The 21,945-nt window shown below is 72.5% G+C and carries 19 protein-coding genes; 14 read left to right on the forward strand and 5 right to left on the reverse strand.

Annotated elements, in window-relative coordinates; all coding sequences use genetic code 11:
• The first annotated feature begins 374 nt into the window (after window positions 1–374).
• Both ileS and ABZU46_RS15035 read left to right on the forward strand, forming a co-directional pair.
• Window positions 375–3,521, forward strand: coding sequence for an isoleucine--tRNA ligase (gene ileS / locus ABZU46_RS15030; protein ID WP_354857890.1), 3,147 nt, complete (start codon window positions 375–377; stop codon window positions 3,519–3,521).
• Between the two features lie 98 nt (window positions 3,522–3,619).
• Window positions 3,620–4,309 carry a lysophospholipid acyltransferase family protein gene (locus ABZU46_RS15035; protein ID WP_354857892.1) on the forward strand — a complete coding sequence of 230 codons (690 nt, stop codon included), beginning with the start codon at window positions 3,620–3,622 and terminating at the stop codon, window positions 4,307–4,309.
• Window positions 4,310–4,730: 421 nt separating this feature from the next.
• Here the strand turns inward: ABZU46_RS15035 and ABZU46_RS15040 are convergent, their stop codons facing one another.
• Complete coding sequence (locus tag ABZU46_RS15040) at window positions 4,731–6,140, reverse strand: hypothetical protein (protein ID WP_354857895.1); 1,410 nt, start codon at window positions 6,138–6,140, stop codon at window positions 4,731–4,733.
• A gap of 155 nt (window positions 6,141–6,295) precedes the next feature.
• Between ABZU46_RS15040 and ABZU46_RS15045 the strand changes: the two genes are divergently transcribed.
• The 8 genes from ABZU46_RS15045 (at window position 6,296) to ABZU46_RS15080 (ending at window position 15,809) form a co-directional block, all read left to right on the forward strand.
• On the forward strand, window positions 6,296–8,272 hold the full coding sequence (locus tag ABZU46_RS15045; RefSeq protein WP_354857897.1) for a TIGR03960 family B12-binding radical SAM protein: 1,977 nt from the start codon (window positions 6,296–6,298) through the stop codon (window positions 8,270–8,272).
• Between the two features lie 178 nt (window positions 8,273–8,450).
• Window positions 8,451–9,170 carry a TIGR03936 family radical SAM-associated protein gene (locus ABZU46_RS15050; RefSeq protein ID WP_354857991.1) on the forward strand — a complete coding sequence of 240 codons (720 nt, stop codon included), beginning with the start codon at window positions 8,451–8,453 and terminating at the stop codon, window positions 9,168–9,170.
• 131 nt (window positions 9,171–9,301) lie between these two features.
• Window positions 9,302–12,340: an Rne/Rng family ribonuclease gene (locus ABZU46_RS15055; protein ID WP_354857900.1), complete on the forward strand. Its 3,039-nt coding sequence runs from the start codon at window positions 9,302–9,304 to the stop codon at window positions 12,338–12,340.
• A 118-nt stretch (window positions 12,341–12,458) separates the two neighbouring features.
• Window positions 12,459–12,971 (forward strand): hypothetical protein, encoded by a 513-nt coding sequence (locus ABZU46_RS15060; RefSeq protein ID WP_354857902.1) that lies wholly within the window; start codon window positions 12,459–12,461, stop codon window positions 12,969–12,971.
• Window positions 12,972–13,137: 166 nt separating this feature from the next.
• The gene (rplU, locus tag ABZU46_RS15065) at window positions 13,138–13,452 is read left to right on the forward strand and encodes a 50S ribosomal protein L21 (RefSeq protein ID WP_007464063.1); all 315 of its coding nucleotides are present in this window, start codon (window positions 13,138–13,140) and stop codon (window positions 13,450–13,452) included.
• 11 nt (window positions 13,453–13,463) lie between these two features.
• Window positions 13,464–13,718: a 50S ribosomal protein L27 gene (gene rpmA, locus ABZU46_RS15070; protein ID WP_007464062.1), complete on the forward strand. Its 255-nt coding sequence runs from the start codon at window positions 13,464–13,466 to the stop codon at window positions 13,716–13,718.
• 95 nt (window positions 13,719–13,813) lie between these two features.
• Window positions 13,814–15,289 carry a GTPase ObgE gene (gene obgE / locus ABZU46_RS15075; protein ID WP_354857905.1) on the forward strand — a complete coding sequence of 492 codons (1,476 nt, stop codon included), beginning with the start codon at window positions 13,814–13,816 and terminating at the stop codon, window positions 15,287–15,289.
• 70 nt (window positions 15,290–15,359) lie between these two features.
• Window positions 15,360–15,809, forward strand: a complete 450-nt coding sequence (locus ABZU46_RS15080; protein ID WP_354857907.1) for a GNAT family N-acetyltransferase — start codon at window positions 15,360–15,362, stop codon at window positions 15,807–15,809.
• Window positions 15,810–15,861: 52 nt separating this feature from the next.
• On the opposite strand, the gene ABZU46_RS15085 is transcribed toward ABZU46_RS15080, so the two are convergent.
• The gene (locus ABZU46_RS15085) at window positions 15,862–16,353 is read right to left on the reverse strand and encodes a DUF4383 domain-containing protein (protein ID WP_354857909.1); all 492 of its coding nucleotides are present in this window, start codon (window positions 16,351–16,353) and stop codon (window positions 15,862–15,864) included.
• Window positions 16,354–16,585: 232 nt separating this feature from the next.
• Between ABZU46_RS15085 and ABZU46_RS15090 the strand changes: the two genes are divergently transcribed.
• From ABZU46_RS15090 to ABZU46_RS15100, 3 genes are read left to right on the forward strand one after another with little or no spacing between them, the layout of a single operon-like run.
• Complete coding sequence (locus ABZU46_RS15090; RefSeq protein ID WP_354857912.1) at window positions 16,586–17,410, forward strand: hypothetical protein; 825 nt, start codon at window positions 16,586–16,588, stop codon at window positions 17,408–17,410.
• A 31-nt stretch (window positions 17,411–17,441) separates the two neighbouring features.
• Window positions 17,442–17,909, forward strand: a complete 468-nt coding sequence (locus ABZU46_RS15095) for a phage holin family protein (protein WP_354857914.1) — start codon at window positions 17,442–17,444, stop codon at window positions 17,907–17,909.
• Window positions 17,906–18,556, forward strand: a complete 651-nt coding sequence (locus ABZU46_RS15100; RefSeq protein ID WP_354857917.1) for a DUF3618 domain-containing protein — start codon at window positions 17,906–17,908, stop codon at window positions 18,554–18,556. The genes ABZU46_RS15095 and ABZU46_RS15100 overlap by 4 nt, the downstream gene beginning before the upstream one ends.
• 108 nt (window positions 18,557–18,664) lie before the next feature.
• On the opposite strand, the gene ABZU46_RS15105 is transcribed toward ABZU46_RS15100, so the two are convergent.
• Entirely contained in the window at window positions 18,665–19,699 is a 1,035-nt protein-coding gene (locus ABZU46_RS15105; protein WP_354857920.1) for a glycosyltransferase family 2 protein, read from the reverse strand.
• A 92-nt stretch (window positions 19,700–19,791) separates the two neighbouring features.
• Window positions 19,792–21,036, reverse strand: a complete 1,245-nt coding sequence (locus ABZU46_RS15110; protein WP_354857922.1) for a cytochrome P450 — start codon at window positions 21,034–21,036, stop codon at window positions 19,792–19,794.
• 218 nt (window positions 21,037–21,254) lie between these two features.
• On the opposite strand from ABZU46_RS15110, the gene ABZU46_RS15115 reads away from it, so the two are divergent.
• Entirely contained in the window at window positions 21,255–21,644 is a 390-nt protein-coding gene (locus ABZU46_RS15115) for a hypothetical protein (protein WP_354857924.1), read from the forward strand.
• A 51-nt stretch (window positions 21,645–21,695) separates the two neighbouring features.
• Here ABZU46_RS15115 and ABZU46_RS15120 read toward each other — a convergent pair whose 3' ends face one another.
• A complete protein-coding gene (locus tag ABZU46_RS15120) occupies window positions 21,696–21,914 on the reverse strand; it encodes a DUF397 domain-containing protein (RefSeq protein WP_007464035.1) in 219 nt (72 codons plus the stop codon).
• Window positions 21,915–21,945 lie beyond the last annotated feature (31 nt).

Here is a 21,945-nt window from a genome sequence, read left to right on the forward strand (position 1 = left end):
CGTTGACGCAAACCGGTTTGCGTCAGGATTTGGCGCGACGTTGACGCAAACCTCTTGATCAACGGAAGCATCCGCCGGGGTGGGGTGCACGCGGGATTACTCGGCGGCGGAGTGATGGGCGGGTCTTGTATCGTTGAGCACCGTAAGGCGATGACCCGGCCATCACCGGTGAGCCTCCGGAAGAACAGCCGGGCAACCGGCCCAGTAGAACCGGACGGGTGCGGCCCGTCACAGCCGGCAAATGAGCGGGCGGTCGATCCTGACCGCCAAGCGGGGTGGTACCGCGGGCCACCCGGGAGCGCCGTCGTCGGCGTACCCGGAAGGTTCGTCCTCGCAGACCCACGTTGAGTGAGCTGCGAGGAGAGCGACAGGCGATGGCCTATCCGTTGCACGACCCGACCGCCGCCGGTGTGCCGGCGAGCCCGGACCTGCCCGCGGTCGAGCGCCGGGTGCTGGAGCACTGGACGGCCGACAAGACCTTCGAGGCGTCCGTCGAGGCCCGCCCCGCCGGCACCGACGGCAAGAACGAGTACGTCTTCTACGACGGCCCGCCGTTCGCCAACGGCCTGCCGCACTACGGCCACCTCTTCACCGGCTACGTCAAGGACGTGGTGCCGCGCTACCAGACCATGCGCGGTCGGCACGTCGAGCGGCGCTTCGGCTGGGACTGCCACGGCCTGCCCGCCGAGGTGGTGGCCGAGAAGCAGCTCGGCATCACCAGCAAGGCGGAGATCATCGACCTGGGCGTGGCCCGGTTCAACGAGGCCTGCCGTACCTCGGTGCTGGAGTTCACCCAGGACTGGGAGCGGTACATCAACCGGCAGGCCCGCTGGGTCGACTTCGCCAACGACTACAAGACCCTCGACCTGGACTACATGGAAAGCGTCATGTGGGCCTTCAAGACCCTGCACGACAAGGGTCTGATCTACGAGGGTTTCCGGGTGCTGGCGTACTGCTGGCGCTGCGAGACGCCGCTGTCGAACACCGAGACCCGGATGGACGACGTCTACCGGGACCGGCACGACCCCACCCTGTCGGTGTGGTTCGGGCTGACCGCCGACGAGTCCGCGCCGGAACTGGTGCGCGGGCCCGTCAAGCTGGGCGTCTGGACCACCACGCCGTGGACCCTGCCGTCGAACCTGGCGCTCGCCGTCGGCCCCGACATCGAGTACGCGGTGCTGGAACGCGACGGCGAGCGGTTCGTGGTGGGTGCCGCGCGGCTCGGGGCGTACGCCAAGGAGCTGGAGGGGTACGAGCAGGTCGGCACGGTGTACGGCCGGGACCTGGTCGGGCGCCGCTACACACCGCTGTTCGACTTCCTCGTCGAGCAGGCGGGCGAGAACGCCTACCAGGTGCTCGGCGCGGAGTTCGTCACCACCGAGGACGGCACCGGGATCGTGCACCTCGCCCCGGCGTTCGGCGAGGACGACCAGAACGTCTGCAACGCCGCCGGCATCCCCACCATCGTCACGGTGGACGACCACACCCGGTTCACCGCGCTGGTCCCGCCGTACCAGGGTGAGCAGGTCTTCGACGTCAACAAGCCGGTGATCCGCGAGCTGAAGGACCGGGGGGTGGTGCTCAAGCAGGACACCTACACCCACTCGTACCCGCACTGCTGGCGCTGCGACACCCCGCTGGTCTACAAGGCGGTGTCGTCCTGGTTCGTCGCGGTGACGCAGTTCCGGGACCGGATGGTCGAGCTGAACCAGGAGATCAACTGGACGCCCGGCCACATCAAGGACGGCTCGTTCGGCAAGTGGCTGGCCAACGCACGGGACTGGTCGATCAGCCGGAACCGGTTCTGGGGCTCCCCGATCCCGGTGTGGAAGTCCGACGACCCGAACTACCCGCGCCTGGACGTCTACGGCTCCCTCGCGGACATCGAGCGGGACTTCGGCGTACGCCTCACCGACCTGCACCGGCCGGCGGTGGACGACCTGGTCCGCCCGAACCCGGACGACCCGACCGGTCAGTCGATGATGCGCCGGGTGCCGGAGGTGCTGGACTGCTGGTTCGAGTCCGGTTCGATGCCGTTCGCCCAGGTGCACTACCCGTTCGAGAACGCGGACTGGTTCGAGCACCACTACCCAGGTGACTTCATCGTCGAGTACATCGGGCAGACCCGCGGCTGGTTCTACACCATGCACGTGCTGGCCACCGCGCTGTTCGACCGGCCGGCGTTCCGCAACTGCCTGAGCCACGGCATCCTGCTCGGCTCGGACGGGCGCAAGATGTCCAAGAGCCTGCGCAACTACCCGGACGTCTACCACGTCTTCGACGCGTACGGCTCGGACGCGATGCGGTGGATGCTGATGTCCTCGCCGGTGCTGCGCGGCGGTGACATGGCGGTCACCGAGGCGGGCATCCGTGACGCCGTCCGGCAGGTGCTGCTGCCGTTGTGGAACGTCTGGTACTTCTTCTCGCTCTACGCCAACGCGGACGGGTACCAGGCGCGGCGGCGCACCGACTCGACGCACCTGCTCGACAGGTACGTGCTGGCGAAGACCAACGAGCTGGTGTCGACCGTCAGCGCGCAGATGGACGCGTACGACATCTCCGGCGCCTGCGCCACCGTGCGGTCCTACCTGGACGCGCTGACCAACTGGTACGTGCGCCGCTCGCGGGACCGGTTCTGGTCCGGCGATGCCAACGCGTTCGACACCCTGTCGACCGTGCTGGAGACGCTCTGCCGGGTGGTGGCGCCGCTGGCGCCGCTGACCGCGGAGGAGATCTGGCGCGGGCTGACCGGGGAGCGCTCGGTGCACCTGACCGACTGGCCGGAGGCGAGCGAGTTCCCGGCCGACCACGACCTGGTCGCCGCCATGGACAACGTGCGGGCCGTGGCCTCGGCGGCGCTGTCCCTGCGCAAGGCCAAGGGTCTGCGGGTACGGCTGCCGCTGTCGAAGCTGACCGTGGCCTCGCCGGCGGCGGAGCAGCTGCGACCGTTCGCCGATCTGATCGCCGACGAGGTCAACGTGAAGGCGGTGGAGTTCAGCGCCGAGCTGGCCGCGTACTGCGAGCAGGTGTTGACCGTGGTGCCCCGGGCGCTCGGCCCGCGCGTCGGCAAGCAGGTCCAGCAGGTGATCAAGGCGGTCAAGGCGGGCGAGTGGGAGCTGGTCGACGGCGCCCCGGTGGCCGCCGGCATCACCCTGGCCGAGGGCGAGTACGAGCTGCGCCTGGTCGCCGCCGACGCCGAGCACTCCGCGCCGCTGCCCGGCGGCGAGGGCGTGGTCGTGCTGGACACCGAAGTCACCCCGGAGTTGGCCGCCGAGGGCCTGGCCCGCGACGTGGTGCGGGTGGTGCAGCAGGCCCGCCGCGACGCCGACCTGGACGTCTCCGACCGGATCGTGGTGTCGGTGTCGGCGTCCGAGGAGGTGCGCGCGGCGGTGAGCGCGTACGTCGATTTCGTCGCCGGTGAGGTGCTGGCCGACTCGATCGACTTCGCCGAGGGCCTCGACGGTTTCGCCGGCGAGGTGGGCGAGGGCGAGCGGGTTACGGTCGTCGTCCGCCGGGTGTAACGCGCGGGTAGCGGACGCCTCCCCACCTCCGTCCGGGAGGTGTGGAGGCGTCCGCTACCGTGACACCGCCTGCTCGCACCTCATCTGCCGGAGGACCAGTGCCCCTGCTCTACACCATCGGCAAGCTCACCGTGGCGCCCACGCTGCGGTTGGCGTTCCGCCCGACCGTGGAGGGTCTGGAACACGTGCCGGAGACCGGCGGCGCGATCTTCGCCGGCAACCATCTCTCGGTGGCCGACGAGCTGTTCCTCGGCACGGTGGTGCCCCGGCACCTGGCGTTCTGGGCCAAGTCGGAGTACTTCAAGGGCACCGGCGTGAAGGGCGCGTTCTCGAAGTTCGTCCTCACGGGTCTGGGCGCGATCCCGGTCGAGCGGGCCGGTGGGCGGGCCGCGCTGTCCGCGTTCGACGCCGCTATCCCGGCGTTGCAGGGTGGTGACCTGGTGGTGGTCTACCCGGAGGGCACCCGCTCCCCGGACGGCAAGCTCTACCGGGGGCGGACCGGGGCGGCCCGGCTGGCCATCTCCGCCGGTGTGCCGATCATCCCGGTCGGCACGATCGGCACGGACAAGGCTCAGCCGATCGGCGCCCGGGTGCCCCGCCCCGGCAGCGCCAAGATCACCGTCCGGTTCGGCAAGCCGCTGGACTTCACCGGTCGCCCGGACGACCGCGCCTCGCTGCGCCAGATGACCGACGAGCTGATGAGCGAGATCCAGAAGCTCACCGGCCAGGAGTACGTCCCGCGCTACGCCCCGCCGCGCGCCCACCCGGACCCGACCGGCGACGTCTGACCGGCGACGCCTGATCCGCGGGCCGGGGTCGTGTTGCCCCGGGATCTGCGGCGCTTGGCCCGCGCTGACCACGCGATGTGTGGCGCGGCGCCGGGCCTGCGGCGTCTGATCCGCGCTGGGCCGTGGCCTCGGTTCCTTCCCGCGCGTCTGGCCGCGCACGGCGGACCCTTCGTCCGGGGCACTCGCTCCTCGAAGCGGCATTCCTGTGAGTCATAAAGATGACTCACAGGAATGCCGGTCTCCGGCCCGCTTCGTCCGCGTGACGTCACGGGGCGTAACGGGGCCGCCGGTGGTCGCGGTTCCGCTGACCCACTCGGGTCCGCGATCCGCCGCCCGGCCCGGCCCGGCCCCGCGATCCGCCGGCGGCCCGGCCCGCCCCGCCGTCGACGGTGCGGCGTCGCTCCTGTGGCCGGGGCGCGGCTCAGCCCCGCTCGGGCTGAACGATCTGGCCGCGCAAGGTTTTCAGCAGGTCGGCGCTGTCGACGACGGAGAGTCGGGTGAACACTCCGGTGGCGATGCTGCCGTGGTCGACCGAGGTGCACACCACCACGTCGCCGTCGGCCGGCCGGCCAATCGCGCAACGCTCGTGCCGACCCCGTACGCCGGTCTGCACCGTCTCGGGCGACTCCAGCGCGTAGCGCTCCTTGAGCCGCGTGATTTCCGCGTTCGCGTCCGCCTCCGGGTTCAGCCGGAAGCCGGTCCCGCCGAAGACCGTCACCCGCTTGCCGTCCGCCGTGGCGTACACGCCGGCGAAGGTGTCCTCGGCCAGCCAGTTCTCCTGGCGTACCTCGTTCTCCAGCTGTCGGGCCGCCGCGGCGCTGCCGTCGTCCTGACGCAGGCTCAGATCGGCGACCTGCTCGGGCAGCGCGGCGCGGGCCGGGTACTGCGACGAGATCGGCAGGCCGTAGTAGGCGGGACATCCGCAGCAGCAGGCCAGGGTGAGCAGCAGAAGCCACGGCCAGCGACGCCGACGGCGGACCGGGACCGGCACGTACCCCTTCGGGGCCTCCCAGCCCGGCGGTGGCGTCACAGGCGGTGGCGTGGCCGAGCGCCGGCCCCGCCGCTGCTTCGGCACCCGAGCGGGCGGCACCGGCCGCACCGGCGCGGCGGGTCGGCCCGTGCCGGGCTGCGCCGGCAGGGCGGGCCGGGCTGGCGGCGCCGGGTGGGCTGGCGGCGCCGGGTAGGTGGGTCGCGCCGGGTAGGCGGGCGACGTCGGGTGGGCGGGTGACGGCGACACCGGGTGCATCCCCACCGGCGGTGCGGGCGGCCCGGACCACTGCCGGGTCGACGGGGGCGCCGGGTAGTCCAACGTCGGGGGCAGCGGGGGCAGTTCGGCGGAGGGCAGGTCCCAGCCGCCGGTGTCCACCCCGGCCCACGGGTCGACCGGGGTGCGGTGCTCGGGTGGCTGCTCGGGCAGGGGCGGCGGCGGGGTCGGCTCGGCTGACTCACCCCAGGCACGCCTGCGCGGCAGCGGGGGAGGGACCGGCGCGGACCCACTCCACCGCGGCGCGGGGGAGTCCGCGGACGCGGCCGGCTGGGCCGCGGCTTCCTGGGCCGTTGGCTCCGGCTGGGCCGCGGGCTCCTGGGCCGTTGGCTCCGGCTGGGCCGCGGGCTCCTGGGCCGTCGGTTCCGGCTGGGCCGCGGCTTCCTGGGCCGCGGGCTCCTGGGCCGTTGGCTCCTGGGCCGTGGGTTCCGGCTGGTCGGGGGCGGCGGGGTGGTCCGGCGGTACGGGTGGGGAGGTCGACTCGTCGGCGACCGCCGGAGCGTCGTCCGGCTCCGGGCCCGGGGTGCGCCCGTCGGCCGGCCGTGCTCCCGGCTGGGGCTCCGGCATCGCGGCAATCTCCTCTCGCGCCGGTCCGAGGTTAGTACCGCGTCGCCACCGCCGCCGCCCGGGCATCGGGGCGGAGTGCGTGCACAGGTGGTTGGTCGGGCGGCATCGTGGCGTGCGCGCGGTCACCGGCGGGCGGGCGCGTACCCTTGGGCATCATGAGTGCCCCGTCCACGACGCCGCGCGCGGCCGCGACCAATTCCGTCTGGCCCCGGCTCGAGCCGCTGCTCCCTCAGGTCTCCAAGCCCATCCAGTACGTCGGCGGTGAGCTGGGCGCGGTGGTCAAGGACTGGGATGCCGCGACGGTGCGCTGGGCGCTCATGTATCCCGACGCGTACGAGGTGGGCCTGCCCAACCAGGGTGTGCAGATCCTCTACGAGGTGCTCAACGAGCTGCCCGACACCCTCGCCGAGCGGACGTACGCGGTCTGGCCCGACCTGGAGAACCTGATGCGCACGCACGGCGTGCCGCAGTTCACCGTCGACGCGCACCGGCCGGTGCGCGATTTCGACGTCTTCGGCATCTCCTTCTCCACCGAGCTGGGCTACACCAACATGCTCACCGCGATCGACCTGGCCGGCATCCCGATGCTGGCCGCCGACCGCACCGACGCCGACCCGGTGATCGTGGCCGGTGGGCATGCCGCCTTCAACCCGGAGCCGATCGCCGACTTCATCGACGCCGCCGTTCTCGGCGACGGCGAGGAGGCGGTCCTGGAGATCACCGCGATCGTCCGGGAGTGGAAGGCCGAGGGCTCCCCGGGTGGCCGCGACGAGCTGCTGCTGCGGCTGGCCCGCACCGAGAGCGTGTACGTCCCGCGTTTCTACGACGTGGACTACCTCCCGGACGGGCGGATCCAGCGGGTCGTGCCGAACCGGGCAGACGTGCCGTTCCGGGTGCACAAGCGCACAACGATGGACCTGGACGCGTGGCCGTACCCGAAGAAGCCCCTCGTCCCGCTCGCCGAGACGGTGCACGAGCGGTACGCGGTGGAGATCTTCCGGGGCTGCACCCGGGGCTGCCGGTTCTGCCAGGCGGGCATGATCACCCGTCCGGTGCGGGAGCGGTCGATCACCACCGTCGGGCAGATGGTGCGCGAGGGCCTGGAGTTCTCCGGCTTCTCCGAGGTGGGCCTGCTGTCGCTCTCCTCGGCCGACCACTCCGAGATCGGCGACATGTGCTCCGGCCTGGCCGAGCAGTACGCGGGCACCAACGTGTCGCTGTCGCTGCCGTCGACCCGGGTCGACGCGTTCAACATCGACCTCGCGCAGGAGTTGTCCCGCAACGGGCGGCGTACCGGCCTGACCTTCGCCCCGGAGGGCGGGTCGGAGCGGATCCGCAAGGTCATCAACAAGATGGTGTCGAAGGAAGACCTGATCCGGACGGTCGTCACCGCGTACAGCAACGGTTGGCGGCAGGTGAAGCTCTACTTCATGTGCGGCCTGCCCACCGAGACCGACGAGGACGTCCTCGAGATCGCCGACATGGCCCACGAGGTGATCAAGGCCGGTCGGGCCGCGACCGGCTCGAAGGACATCCGCTGCACGGTCTCCATCGGCGGGTTCGTGCCGAAGCCGCACACCCCGTTCCAGTGGGCCGCCATGGAGCGCCCGGAGGTCATCGACCACCGGCTCAAGATCCTCAAGCAGGCCATCAACTCGGACCGCTCGCTGGGCCGGGCCATCGGCTACCGCTACCACGACGGCGAGCCGTCGCTGATCGAGGGCCTGCTCTCCCGGGGTGACCGCCGGGTCGGCTCGGTGATCCGGAAGGTGTGGGAGGACGGCGGCCGGTTCGACGGGTGGAGCGAGCACTTCTCCTACCAGCGCTGGGTGGACGCGGCGGCCGAGACGCTGCCGGCGTTCGGGGTGGATCTCGACTGGTACACCACCCGCCAGCGCGACGAGCTGGAGGTCCTTCCCTGGGACCACCTGGACTCGGGCCTGGACAAGGACTGGCTCTGGCAGGACTGGCAGGATTCGCTGAGCGAGTTCGAGCAGGACGACTGCCGGTGGACCCCGTGCTTCGACTGCGGCGTCTGTCCCTCGATGGACACCGAGATCCAGATCGGCCCCACCGGCAAGAAGCTCCTGCCCCTGACGCCGATCAAGGGCCTGAAAACCCCCACGCCCTGACCCCCGGCCCTCCCGGCCCCGCCCGTCGCCCGCGTCGATCATGAAGTTGTTGCCCGGAACACCGCGTGTCGCCGACAATAACTTCATGATCAACCGGTGCTGAGTTCCGAGGAGCGAGACGATCAGTAAGAAAAACCAGCCGGAGGGTGGGCAGGCGCCGGTCGTTCAGCGCGCCCGCATCCGGTACGCCAAGCGCGGGCCGCTGCGGTTCACCTCGCACCGGGACTTCGCCCGGGCGTTCGAGCGTGCGCTGCGCCGTGCCGCCGTACCGATCGCGTTTTCCCAGGGCTTCACCCCGCACCCGAAGATCTCCTACGCCAGCGCCGCGCCCACCGGGGTGGCGAGCGAGGCGGAGTACCTGGAGATCGGCCTTCAGGCGCCGGTCGAGCCGGAGGCGCTGCGCGCCGCGCTCGACGCCGCGCTCTCACCCGGGCTGGACGTGCTGGAGGTGGTGATCGCCGAGGGCGGCAGCCTGGCGGACCGCATCGAGGCGTCGCACTGGCACATCGAGCTGCCCGAGGTCGACACGGAGACGCTGCGCGCCGCCGTGGACGCCTTCACCGCTGCCGACGAGGTGCTGGTCGAGCGGATGACCAAGCAGGGGCGACGCACCTTCGATGCCCGTGCAGCGGTTATGTCGATCGATGTCCTCTCCCCGACGCAGACGCCTTCCGGGGCGCCGGCCGTACCGTGTGCGATACTCGAACTGGTCGTGCGGCAGGTCACCCCGTCCGTACGGCCCGATGACGTCCTTTCCGGCCTCCGCGTGGTGGCCGACCTGGAGCCGCCGGTCTCGCCGAGGGTGACCCGGCTGGCTCAGGGCACGCTGACCGCGCAGGGTGCGATCGTGGATCCGTTGGATGCGGATCGCGGCGGGGCAGCCATCGTTGGGCACTGACCGACGGTCAGCGCTCTTGCAGGCAGACTTCGGCGGTCGCGCACCACGCGCGCCCGGCGGAAACACTTTTGCGGCGACCCTGCGTGGCAGCGCTCACCCGCGCCCGGGGCAGCCAGAACTGGAGAACGTCCATGCTCGAGAACGAGCCCGAGGGCGGCGAACGGACCGGTTCACAGCCGGCCGGCGACACCGCTGACCAGAGCACCACCACCGACGGCGCCGCCGGCGCCCAGCAGGCGGGCGCGGAGAGCGCCGAGGCTGCCGCACCGCCACGGCGGGCGCGGGCCACCCGGCGTCGGGCCGCCCCGCTCAACCAGCCGGAGCAGGCCGAGGCGCCCGTCGAGGCGTCCGCCAGCGGGTCCGGCGCCGTCGAGTCGCCGCAGGCGGAGGTCTTCGCCCCGGTCTCCGGTGACCTGGACGTCGCCCCGAAGACCCCCCGACGCCGGCGCAAGGCGGCCCCCGTCGAGACGACCGCCGAGGAGCCGCTGGTCGCCGCCAGCGCGGAGCTGGCCTCCCCCGAGGTCGTTCCTCCGGTCAAGGTGACCCGCACCCGGCGCAAGAAGGCAACGCCCGCCGTCGAGGAGCCGCCGGCCGTCGTGGAGCCCGCCGCCGCCGAGGAGCCCGCCGTCGAGGAGCCCTCCGCCGAGGGGGACGCCGCTGAGACGTCGGCGGAGTCCGACCTGCGTCAGGCGGAAGCCGAGCTGAACGAGGCGCAGACCCCGCCGGACGGAACCGGCGCCGAGCAGGCGTTCGGTGACGCGCGGGAGCGCTCCGGCGAGGTGGCGCCCGGTGTCGCCGTGGCGAACGTGGCCGATGAGCCGATCGAGCCTGCCGAGGTCGTCGAGGCCGAGCAGCCGCGCACCCGCCGTCGGCGGGCCGCGCTCTCCGCACCCACAGTGCTGTTCATGGCACCCCAGCCGGACGCCGTGCCGGTGACCCGGCCGGCGGAGCCCGCTCCGGTGGCCGAGGAGCCGGCCGTCGAGGCCGAGCCGTCCCGTCGACGGCGGCGCGGTCGCCGCGACCTCGAGCCGGTGGAGCCGGTCGAGGCCGAGGAGGAGCCGACCGAGGAGGCCGACGAGGCCATCGAGGCGGACGAGGACGACGAGGACAGCGCCGCCGCGCGTCGCCGCCGTCGGCGTGGCCGCCGGGGTCGGGGCCGGGGCAAGGGCGGTGCCGACGACGCCGAGGACGAGGAGTCCGACGAGGCGGCGCAGGCCGACGAGGAGGAGACCGCCGAGGCCGAGGCCGAGGGGGACGAGGACGAGGAGTCCGAGGGCGGGGACGGGTTGACCCGTCGTCGCCGTCGTCGCCGCCGTCGCGGCGCCGGTGACACCGAGGGAGCCGCCGACGACGGTGTGCCCACCGTGGTCAAGATCCGCGAGCCGCGTCGCACGGTCGACGAGGTCCAGGGCGTGTCCGGCTCGACCCGGCTGGAGGCCAAGCGCCAGCGTCGCCGGGACGGCCGGGAGCAGCGGCGTACGCGGCCGCCGATCCTCAGCGAGTCGGAGTTCCTGGCCCGCCGGGAGGCGGTCGATCGGGTCATGGCGGTCCGGCAGCGTGGTGACCGCACCCAGATCGCCGTCCTGGAGGACGGTGTGCTGGTCGAGCACTACGTCACCCGTAACTCCTCGGGCACCATGGCCGGCAACGTCTACCTGGGCAAGGTGCAGAACGTGCTGCCCAGCATGGAGGCGGCGTTCGTCGACGTCGGCCGGGGCCGCAACGCGGTGCTGTACGCCGGCGAGGTCAACTGGGACACCTCCGGCCTGGAGGGGCGTGCCCGCTCGATCGAGCAGGCGCTGCGCTCCGGCGACTCGGTGCTGGTCCAGGTCACCAAGGACCCGATCGGGCACAAGGGCGCCCGGCTGACCAGCCACATCGCCCTCTCCGGCCGGCACCTGGTCTACGTGCCCAACGGCAACGCGTCCGGGATCAGCCGCAAGCTGCCGGACACCGAGCGCAAGCGGCTGCGCGACGTGCTCAAGAAGCTGGTCCCGGACGGCGCGGGCGTGATCGTCCGCACCGCCGCCGAGGGCGCCAGCGAGGACGAGCTGGCCCGCGACGTCAAGCGGCTCCAGGCGCAGTGGGAGGACATCCAGGCCAAGGCCGCCGAGGGTGGCGCCCCGGCGCTGCTCTACGGGGAGCCGGACCTGGTCATCCGCGTGGTCCGGGACCTGTTCAACGAGGACTTCCGCGAGCTGGTGATCGAGGGCGAGCAGTCGTACGACATCGTCGAGTCGTACCTGTCGCACGTCTCTCCGGACCTGGTCGACCGGGTGCGCCGGCACGTCGGGACGAGCGACGTCTTCGCCGAGTACCGGATCGACGAGCAGATCATCAAGGGCCTGGACCGCAAGGTCTTCCTGCCCTCCGGCGGCTCGCTGGTGATCGACAAGACCGAGGCCATGACGGTCGTCGACGTCAACACCGGTAAGTACACCGGCTCCGGGGGCAACCTGGAGGAGACCGTCACCCGCAACAACCTGGAGGCGGCGGAGGAGATCGTCCGCCAGCTCCGGTTGCGCGACATCGGCGGCATCGTGGTGATCGACTTCATCGACATGGTGCTGGAGTCGAACCGGGAGCTGGTGCTGCGCCGACTCACCGAGTGCCTGGGCCGGGACCGGACCAAGCACCAGGTCACCGAGATCACCTCGCTCGGTCTGGTGCAGATGACCCGTAAGCGGATCGGCGCGGGCCTGCTGGAGGCGTTCAGCGAGACCTGCGAGTGCTGCAAGGGCCGGGGCGTCATCATCCACACCGAGCCGGTGCCGGAGAAGCCGCATACCGGTGGGGCCGCGGAGAAGGTCAAGGCGGTCGCCTCGTCGGCGCCGGCCGCTCCGGCCGTCGAGGCCGGCACCGCGTCGTCCCGCCGCCGGGCGCGCAAGAGCGCCCCGGCCGAGCGCGCGGTGGTCGAGGTCGTCGACACCGACACCAGCGTCGAACCGGACGCCGACTACCAGGACACCATGGGGTACGACCTGTCCCGCTACGAGGCGGAGACCGAGGCGGCGCCGGCGGTGTCCGACAGCCTGCAGGGCGAGTCGGCCCGGCTGGCCGCGGCGGACGACCCGGACGCGCTCGCCGACGGCGACACCGACGAGGAGGCCGGTGGCGCGGGGCGTCGCCGCTCCCGCCGCGGTGGCGCTCGTCGGCGGACCCGCCCCTGACGGCCTGACCGGCCCGGTGTTTGACGAGGTCCCTTTCCCGGCAATGTGACGGGGAGGGACCTCGCCGTTCCGGTCACCCCTGGGCCGGGAGCGGTCGCCCCCCGGTCAGGAGAAGAAGATGCCTCGCCTGCTCGCCGTCACCGTGCTGGGGGCCGTGCTCGCCGTCGGAGCCGCCTGCTCCGCCGACCGGTCGGTCGATGCGGGCCCGACCGGCGCGACCGCCGGGGCTTCCGGCCCGGCCGCCGGGTCCGGAGGCGCTCCCGGCGAATCGACCGGTACGCCGGTGGGTGGCGGTGTCGCGGGCGACAATCGGCAGGTGTGCGCCGAGGCGCAGCAGGCCGGCGCCACCGCCGTCCGGGAGTACGTGGCGGAGCTGGGCCGGATGGTCGCGGCGGTGGGTGCGGGGGACACCGCCACCGCCGATGCGGCCCGCACGAGGGCGCAGACGGCGCTGGCCGGCTGGCGGGCCGCGCTGCGGGAGCAGTCGGCGCGGTCCACCGATCCGCAGCTCAAGACGTTGCTCAGTGACCTCGGCACGGAGGTCGCCGCACTCGGCGCGGACGTCGAGTCGATCGACGAGACCGAGCTGGACCGGCTCCAGCAGCGCCTCGACCAGCTCTGCGCCCGCTGACCAGGGCGGGCCGGTTTGGGGTCCGGGCCGGCAATGGCGTACTCTTGCCTGCGGCCCACCTTTGGTGTGCCGAGTTCCCGTGTGCCCGCGCCGCCGTGCACTGCTACCCGGCGAGCCGCCGCGGGGACGACCGCCAGCAGCCTCAACGACAGGGAGTCCGCCTCCGATGTACGCGATCGTCAAGACCGGCGGCAAGCAGTACAAGGTCGCCGAGGGCGACGTGATCGAGGTCGAGAAGCTCACCGGTGCCCCCGGTGACGCGGTGAAGCTCACCGCGGTGCTCCTCGTCGACGGTGACGACCTGGTGACCGACGCGGCGAAGCTTGCCGAGGTCGCGGTGTCCGGCGAGATCGCCGCGCACACCAAGGGCCCGAAGATCCGGATCCACAAGTTCAAGAACAAGACCGGCTACCACAAGCGCCAGGGTCACCGCCAGCCGTTGACCCAGGTCAAGGTGACCGGCATCTCCAGCGGGAAGTAGGTCGTCCTCCAATGGCTCACAAAAAGGGTGCGTCCAGCTCGCGTAACGGTCGTGACTCCGCGGCCCAGCGACTCGGCGTGAAGCGCTTCGGTGGTCAGGTCGTCAGCGCCGGTGAGATCATCATCCGGCAGCGTGGCACCAAGTTCCACCCCGGTGACCTGGTCGGCCGTGGCGGCGACGACACGCTGTTCGCGCTGTCCGCCGGTGCGGTCCTGTTCGGCACCAAGCGCGGTCGCAAGACCGTCAGCATCGTTCCGCAGCAGTAGCTCTCGGGCTTAAGCGGGCCGCGGACCTCCGGGTCCCGGCCCGCTTAGCCTTTTTCACGAAGTGCGAGGTGGACCTCGCTGGAAGGATTGACGCCGTGGCGACGTTCGTTGACCGGGTCGTCCTGCATCTGCAGGCCGGCGATGGTGGGCACGGTTGTGTCTCGATCCACCGCGAGAAGTTCAAGCCCTTCGGCGGGCCGGACGGCGGCAACGGCGGGCACGGCGGCAGCGTGTCGCTGGTGGTCGACCCGCAGGTGACCACGCTGCTCGACTTCCACTTCCACCCGCACGTCAAGGCCGACAACGGCAAGGGCGGCGCCGGGTCGAACCGGGACGGGGCCAACGGCCACAACCTGGTGCTGAAGGTGCCCAACGGCACGGTGGTCCAGACCACCGACGGCACCGTGCTGGCCGACATGGTCGGCGCCGGCACCACCTTCGAGGTGGCCCGGGGCGGGCGCGGCGGGCGCGGCAACGCCTCGCTGGCCAACGCCAAGCGCAAGGCTCCCGGCTTCGCCGAGCTGGGCGAGCCCGGCGACCAGCTGGACATCGTGCTGGAGCTGAAGAGCGTCGCCGACGTGGGCCTGGTGGGCTTCCCGTCGGCCGGTAAGTCGTCGCTGATCTCGGTGATCTCCGCCGCGAAGCCGAAGATCGCCGACTACCCGTTCACCACCCTGGTGCCCAACCTCGGTGTGGTCCGGATGGACAACCACACCTTCACCGTCGCCGACGTGCCGGGCCTGATCCCGGGCGCGGCCACCGGCAAGGGCCTGGGCCTGGAGTTCCTGCGGCACATCGAGCGCTGCGCGGTGCTGGTGCACGTCATCGACTCGGCGACCCTGGAGCCCGGCCGCGACCCGGTCGCCGACATCGACGCCATCGAGGCCGAGCTGAGCCAGTACGGCGGGCTGACCGACCGCCCACGGCTGGTGGCCGTGAACAAGGTCGACGTGCCGGACGGCCGGGACCTCGCCGAGATCGTCCGCCCGGATCTGGAGGAGCGCGGCTACCGCGTGTTCGAGGTCTCCGCGGCCACCCGGGAGGGGCTCAAGGAGCTGACGTACGCGATGGCCGAGCTGGTCGAGGCGGAGCGCAAGGCGGCGCCGCCGGCCGAGCCGACCCGGATCGTGATCCGGCCGATGGCCGTGGACGACGCCGGCTTCACCATCACGGCCGAGGCCGACGGCTCGTTCACCGTCCGCGGCGTACGCCCGGAGCGGTGGGTCAAGCAGACCAACTTCGACAACGACGAGGCGGTCGGCTACCTCGCCGACCGGCTGGCCCGGCTCGGCGTGGAGGACAAGCTCGCCAAGGCCGGCGCCCAGCCCGGTGACCTGGTCCGGATCGGTGAGCGCGAGTTCGACTGGCAGCCGACGCTGTACGCGGGTGTGGAGTTCGCGCCCGGCAACCGGGGCACCGACGTCCGCCTGGAGGAGAAGTCGAACCGGGCCTCGGCGGCGGAGCGGCTCGCCGCCCGCAAGGCCCGCCGGGTGCGCTCGGCGGACGAGGTGGGCGCGGACTCGTCCGACGACGACGTCGAGGACATCGAGGACGAGGACGACGCCGAGTAGCCCGTTGCTCTCCGTGATCGGGACGACTGCCGGAAACCTGCGCGAAATCCACCCCGCCTAGCGTGGGGTGATGCTGATCGAGTCGCGGCCCGCCACCGATCCCGAGATCGCCGCCCTGGTCGTCGCCCAGCAGCGTGAGCTGCGCGAGGCCGACGGCGGGCTGGACGGGCAGGTCACCGTCGCCCACGACGACATCCGTTACCTGGCGGTGGTGGTGCACGGCCGGGCGGTCGCCTGCGGCGGGCTCCAGTCGCTCGACGCCGTCACCGGCGAGGTCAAGCGGATGTACGTCCGGCCCGCGTACCGGGGCCGGGGCATCGCCCGCCAACTGCTCGCCGCGTTGGAGGAGTGCGCGTTCCGGCAGGGGCACACGGTGGTCTGCCTGGAGACCGGCACGTACCTGCCGGCGGCCATCGGGCTGTACACCTCGTGCGGCTACGAGCCGGTCCCGGTGTACGGGGAGTACGTCGGCAACCCGTACAGCGTCTGTTTCGCCAAGCGGCTCCCGGTCGCGGCCTGACGGCGACGGGTCGCTCGCCCGCGGTGGCGGTCAGGCGCCGTGAATCGGCAGGTCAAGGCCGGTCGATCGGGGTGTCCAGGCGCCCACCGGTGCCCACCTGGTTGGACAGCAACAGCCCGAGCGCGAGCATGCCGAAGCCGAGGGCGAGGTGCAGCCAGTTGTCGGCGTCGTTGACCGGCAGGATGTTCGCTCCGGCCTCGGGGTCGACCGCCTCGATCCCCAGGCCGTACAGCCAGAGGGCCAGGTAGATCGCGCCGCCGCCGGCCAGGAAGAGCCGGGCGCCGGCGACGCTGCGGGCCAGCACCAGGCCCACCAGCCCGAACAGCAGGTGCACCGCGTTGTGCAGGATCGACACCTGGAACAGCCCGAGCAGCTTGGCGTCCGAGTGGTGCCCGGCGAAGGTCAGCTCGCCGTAGTCGGTGGTGATGCCGGGGATGTAGCCGAGGATTCCGATCAGCAGGAAGACCCCGGCCACGACCAGCGCGACCACCTGCACCCGGGGTCGGGAGGCTGCAGGTCGGCCACCTCGCGCGTCTCGTGCCATCCCTGCCCCCTTTTCGTGGATCTGCCGGTCCCGCGAACCTCGCTGTCCGCAGCGGCGACGTGACGCAGCCCGACGATCCTCCATTTTGAAGTCGATCCCACCGGCCGCGCAGAGAAATGCACGAACAGGTATGGAAGCCGAAACGGAGGGTAGGTGAGTTGTCAGCGGCCACTGCGTCACGGCCGCATCCCCCCAGCACAACCGCGACGACTTTCCGAGCGGAAGGGAAATCATGACTTACGAAGTGTCACCCACGTCTTCCACGTACGGGCACGAGTCCACCAACGGCGGCGGCGTCCGCGAGCAGGCCCGCCACGTCGGGTCCGAGGCGGCGCACGCCGGTGGGGCGGTCGCCCAGACCGCGAAGGAGCAGGGCACCGAGGTCGGCCGCGAGGCCGCCCGGCAGGCCCGCAACCTCTACGGCGAGGCCCGCACTCAGCTCGCCAGCCAGACCGGTGAGCAGCAGCGCCGGGCCGCCGGCGGACTGCGGTCGATCGCCGACGAGATGCGCACCATGGCCGAGCAGGGTGGCCAGGCCGGCCCGGTGAGCGAGCTGGCCCGCCAGGCCGCCGACCGGGTGCACGGTGTGGCCGGCTGGCTGGAGGAGCGCCAGCCCGGCGACCTGATCAACGAGGTACGCGACTACGCGCGGCGCAACCCGGGCACCTTCCTGGTCGGCGCGGCGGTGCTCGGCGTGCTGGCCGGCCGCCTGACCCGCGGCATCTCCGACTCCGGCGACCACTCCGGCAACGGCTCCGCGGGCTACCGCGGCAACGGGGCGTACGACCCGGAGCAGACCGCGGTGATCCCCACGCCGCCGCCGGCACCCCGCACGACCGCGGACACCACCCCGGCGGGCGGCTACCTCGACCCGACCCCCGGGACGTACACCGAGCCGACCTCCGGCGGCTACAGCGACCCGACGCCCGGCGGCTACAGCGACCCGACCCGTCCGGACGGCTACACCGAGCCGGCCAGCACCGGTCAGCCGCTGCCGCCGGTGACCCAGACCGACCCGCTGCCGGGCGTGCCGTCCAGCGGCAGCCCCCGCCCGTGAGGCGCCGAGTCATCCGAAGGGAGGCGACGGCATGACCATGCCGACGCAGGGGTCCGGCCTGGACTCCGGTTACCACCCCGACGCGGGTGCCCCGCACACCGCGGCGGAGGTGAAGGGCAGCTCGCTCGGTGACCTGATGCGTCAGGTCACCACCGACCTGTCGACGCTGATGCGCCAGGAGGTCGAGCTGGCCAAGGCCGAGATCCGCCAGGAGGGCAAGAAGGCCGGCAAGGCCGCAGGCCTCTTCGGCGGGGCCGGCTTCGGCGGCTACATGGTGGCGTTGTTCGTCTCCATCGCCGTGTGGCAGTTCCTGGACAACGTCATGGACTCCGGCCTGGCCGCGCTGATCGTGGCCGTCATCTGGGCCGTGGTCGCCGCCGTCCTCTACTCGATGGCCAAGAAGAACGCCCAGCACGTACGCGGGCTCAAGCAGACCAACGACAGCGTGCAGCGGATCCCCGACGCGCTCAAGCCCCACCCGGAGGGAGTCACCCGATGAGCACCGATCCCGACCAGATCCGCCGGGAGATCGAAGCCACCCGCAACAGCCTCAGCTCCGATGTGGACGCGCTGGCGTACAAGGTCAGCCCGAGCCGCATCGTCGACGACCGCAAGCAGCGGGCCCGTTCCGCGCTGCAGAATGTGAGGGACAAGGTCATGGGAACCGCGTCTGACCTCGGCCACGGCACCGGCCACGCCGCCCACTCGGTGGGTGACCGTGCCTCCTCGGCGGCTTCCAGCGTCAGCGACGCCGCGCACTCGGCGGCCTCCTCGGTCAGCGACGCCGCCCACAGCGCGCCCCGGGTCATCCGGCAGAAGTCGCAGGGCAACCCGCTGGCCGCCGGCCTGATCGCCTTCGGGGTCGGCTGGCTGGCCTCCTCGCTGATCCCGGCCTCCCGCCGGGAGCAGCAGGCCGCCGCTCAGGTCAAGGACAAGGTCAGCGAGCACAGCGGCGCCGTGAAGGAGAAGCTTGGCGAGGTGGCCAGCGAGCTCAAGGACGAGCTGCGCGAGCCGGCCCAGCACGCCGCCGAGTCGGTGAAGTCCACCGCCCAGGACGCCGTGCACGCGGTCAAGGACGACGGCCGGTCGGCCGCCCAGGACGTGAAGGACCAGGCCCAGCAGGCCCGCCAGCAGGTCAGTTCCTGAGCCCACCGCAGTCGGCGACAGCTCGCGGTCACCCCGGTGGCCGCGAGCTGTCGCATGTCCACCCGCGCCCCGACGCGGTCACGGTGCAGCGGTGGTGCGGACGCCTGATCAGCGCCCGCGTCGGCCCGGTCGGCGAGCGGCCTGGCGGATACGGGCGTTGCCGTAGCGGACTCCGCCGAGCAGGAGGCGCTGGGCGACCGCCAGCCAGCTGCAGATGCCACGTTCGAGCAGCCAGAGTGGGGCGGCCAGCGAGGTGCTCGGTGGAAAGACGGTCCCGCCGTCGGCGCGGCGGCGGCCCACCTCGGCCACGGCGACGACAGCTGCCGCCGTGCCGAGCAGCAGCCGGGGCCGCCGCGCCGCGACCGCCGCGGCCAGCGCCGGCAGGACCGCGAGCGCGGTCAGCAGGCGGGCCGGCTGGGCCAGATCGTCGTACGCCTGGCGGACCCGCTGGCCCCGGAAGTGCGTCGCGTCCGGCGGCAGCCGGCGTACGTACAGCCAGGGCGGCGCGACCTCGACACCGCCGTACGCGCGTACGGTGCGGATCAGCTCCAGGTTCTCGAAGAGCACGTCCGGGTCGTACCCGCCCATGGCGAGGAACGTGCTGCGGCGCACCGCGAGGGTGCCGGGGTAGTCGTCTCCGAGCGCCCGGTTGAGCAGCGTCCGGCCGGTGTCCCACCAGGCGTGCCAGGGCAGTGGGTCGAAGTAGTTCTGCGGCCGGACCAGGTCGACCCGGCCCAGCAGCCGGTGCACGGCGCGCAGCCCGGCCTCGTCGTACCGGACGTCGTCGTCGGCGATGACCACGTGTTCGTGGTGTGCCGCGTCGACGCCGGTGTGCACCCCGACCACCTTGCCGTTGCGCCCTCGCCCGGCGGGATCGGGCGGCAGGTGCCGGACCAGCCCCTGCCAGGCCGCCGCGTGCCGGGCGAAGAGCTCCGGCGGTGACCCGTCGACGACGAGCACCTCGACGAGGCCGCTCAGCCGGCGCAGGTAGCCGGTCAGCTCGTCCAGACCGCTGTCGGTGTGCCAGCGCAGCGGCAGCACGTACGCCATCGGCAGGACGGCCGGCGGCAGGGTGGTCGGCGGTGTGCCGGTGTTGTCGTGCCCGGCTCGCCGGGCGGCGTCACCGGCGGCCGGGAAGGGCATCGGCGCCTCCTGGGCAGGCGGTCCGCGGCCGGCGGTGGGCGGGCCGCCCGCTGCACGTGCCCGCCCTGCCTCGATCCAAACCGGCGACGGGGTCAGGCGCGGCGGATGTTGGTGAGGGTCAGGCCGCTGGGCGGCAGCGCGGGCATGCGCCGCAGGTCCAGGGTCAGGTCCTGCGGCGGGACCTCGTAGCGCATGCCGCCGGTCAGGTTCGTGACCGCCCGCTTCATCAGGTCGATGGTGATCCACTCGCCGGCGCAGCGGTGCCCGGTGGTGTGGTCGCCGCCGCCCTGCGGGACCAGCTCGAATGGGTCGACACGGCGGCCGGCGAACCGCTCGGGACGGAACAGCTCCGGTTCGGGCCAGAGCGCCGGGTGGTGGTTGGTGCCGTAGAGGTCGAGCAGCACCCGCCGTCCTCGGGGGAAGTGGTGGCCCTCCCAGTCGAACGAGCGCCGGACCCGGGCGGCGGCCATCGGGAAGAACGGGTAGTAGCGACGTACCTCCTGGACGAACTGCTCGGTGGCCTCGTCGTCACCGTGGACCCTCTCCCGCCAGCCGGGATGGTCGCGCAGGGCGAGCGCGGCGAAGACGATGTACCGGTCCACGGCGACCACCGGGCGCAGCAGGTTGAGCAGTTCGACGGCGGCGGCCCGGCGGGGGAGCAGCGCCCCGCGCGCGTCGCGGTGCTCGGCCACGATCTCAAGCGGGCTGCCGGCCGGCGGCGGGTGGATGCCGGTCCGGGCCCGTTCGACGAGGTCGCCGAGCCAGCGTTCGGCGCGACGGCGGGCGAGCAGGCCCCGCCAGTGCCGTGGGCCGACGACCGCCGGGCCCTCGATCATGGCGTGCAGTTCGACGGCGCGGCGGGTGACCTGCGACGTGGCCAGCGGCACCCCGGCCCAGGCGCAGACCGCCCGGGTCAGCAGGCGGCCCAGCTCGTCGTAGAGCGGCACCGGCCCGGCCGCCTCCCAGGCGGGGATCCGCGCCCGCCACTCGTCGTCGAAGAGCTGCCCGAGGCGCTGGATGGCCGTCGGCGTCATGATCGACATGAGCATGGCCTTGCGGTCGGAGTGCTCCGATCCGTCCAGCCCCTGCACGCCACCCCGGCCGGTGAGCGTCCGCTGCACCCGCAGGTGCATCGCGCTGTCGCGCTGGAAGCGCTCGTTGTCGTAGAAGAGCATCGCGGCTGGCCGGCCCCGCAGGCAGATGGTCGGTGCGAGCAGGATGCGAGCCTGGAAGACGTCGCTGCCGTACCGCTCGCAGCGCTCACCGATGAACCGGTAGCCGGCGCGGAGCAGCGCGAGGGTGCTGTCCGGCGTGCGGTCGGCCGGCATGGTCGCCATCGGGTCTCCTCGGGTGCGAGCGGTGGCCGGCGTCGCCGTCGCGCTGCGTCTACCCGTGTTGCCGCCGCTGAATCCCCGCGGCGACAGCGCGTCGGCTGGCCCCTCCCACGGGCGGCGGAACCTGGTTTGCTCAGCTGGTGGGGCCGCCGTGAGCCGGCAGCACCGGTCGGCCGGTGCGGCCCTCGGTGGGCCGATGGCCACGACCACGGGGAGGGCGAATGCACGACAACAGGTCGCCGCACTGGCGGCAACGGCGGGCGGTCGCGGCGACGGGCGCGGGTCGTGCCCTGCGCCCACTGATCGGCCCGCCCGGTCGGCCGTTGCGGCCGCGCCGGTTCTTCACCGTGCACCTGGGCTTCACCGCGCCGGGCGCGGCCGACGCCCGCGAGCAGGCGGTGGCGTACGCGGAGGCGCTGAGCCTGCTTCGCCCGGAGGTGGCCCTCGGTGCGGCGGCCCTGTCACCGGCCGACGCGTGGCACCGGGCCGAGCGGCTGTTCTGTGGCGCGGTCGGCCCGGACGGGGAGCGTTGCGTCGATGTCGCCGAGCATCCCGGCTTCCACCACGCGCCGGGTCCCGGCGGTCTCGGCTGGGGCGACGGTGATGCCTGACCTGGCGTCGCGGGTGGCGGTCGTTCCTCGCCACCCGCGACCGCCGGGCGATCAGTCCAGGTCGAACTCGCCGTCCTGCGCGCCCGCGACGAACGCGTCCCACTCGGCCTGGGTGAAGACGAGCACGGGGCCCTCCGGCTCGGCGGAGTTGCGCATCCCGATCAGATCGTCGACGAACGCGACCTCGACGGCGCTCTCCGAGGTGTCCCCCTCGGCCCGTTGCCAGACGGCCCGGGAGAGGTCGAAATCGCCCTTGGGGTGCTGCGCCATGGTTCTTTCCTCCAGTGCGGGGGCCGTCTGG

Origin of the sequence: Micromonospora sp. NPDC005197, from assembly GCF_040608295.1 — a bacterium.
In the GTDB taxonomy this organism is placed as follows: Bacteria; Actinomycetota; Actinomycetes; order Mycobacteriales; family Micromonosporaceae; genus Micromonospora.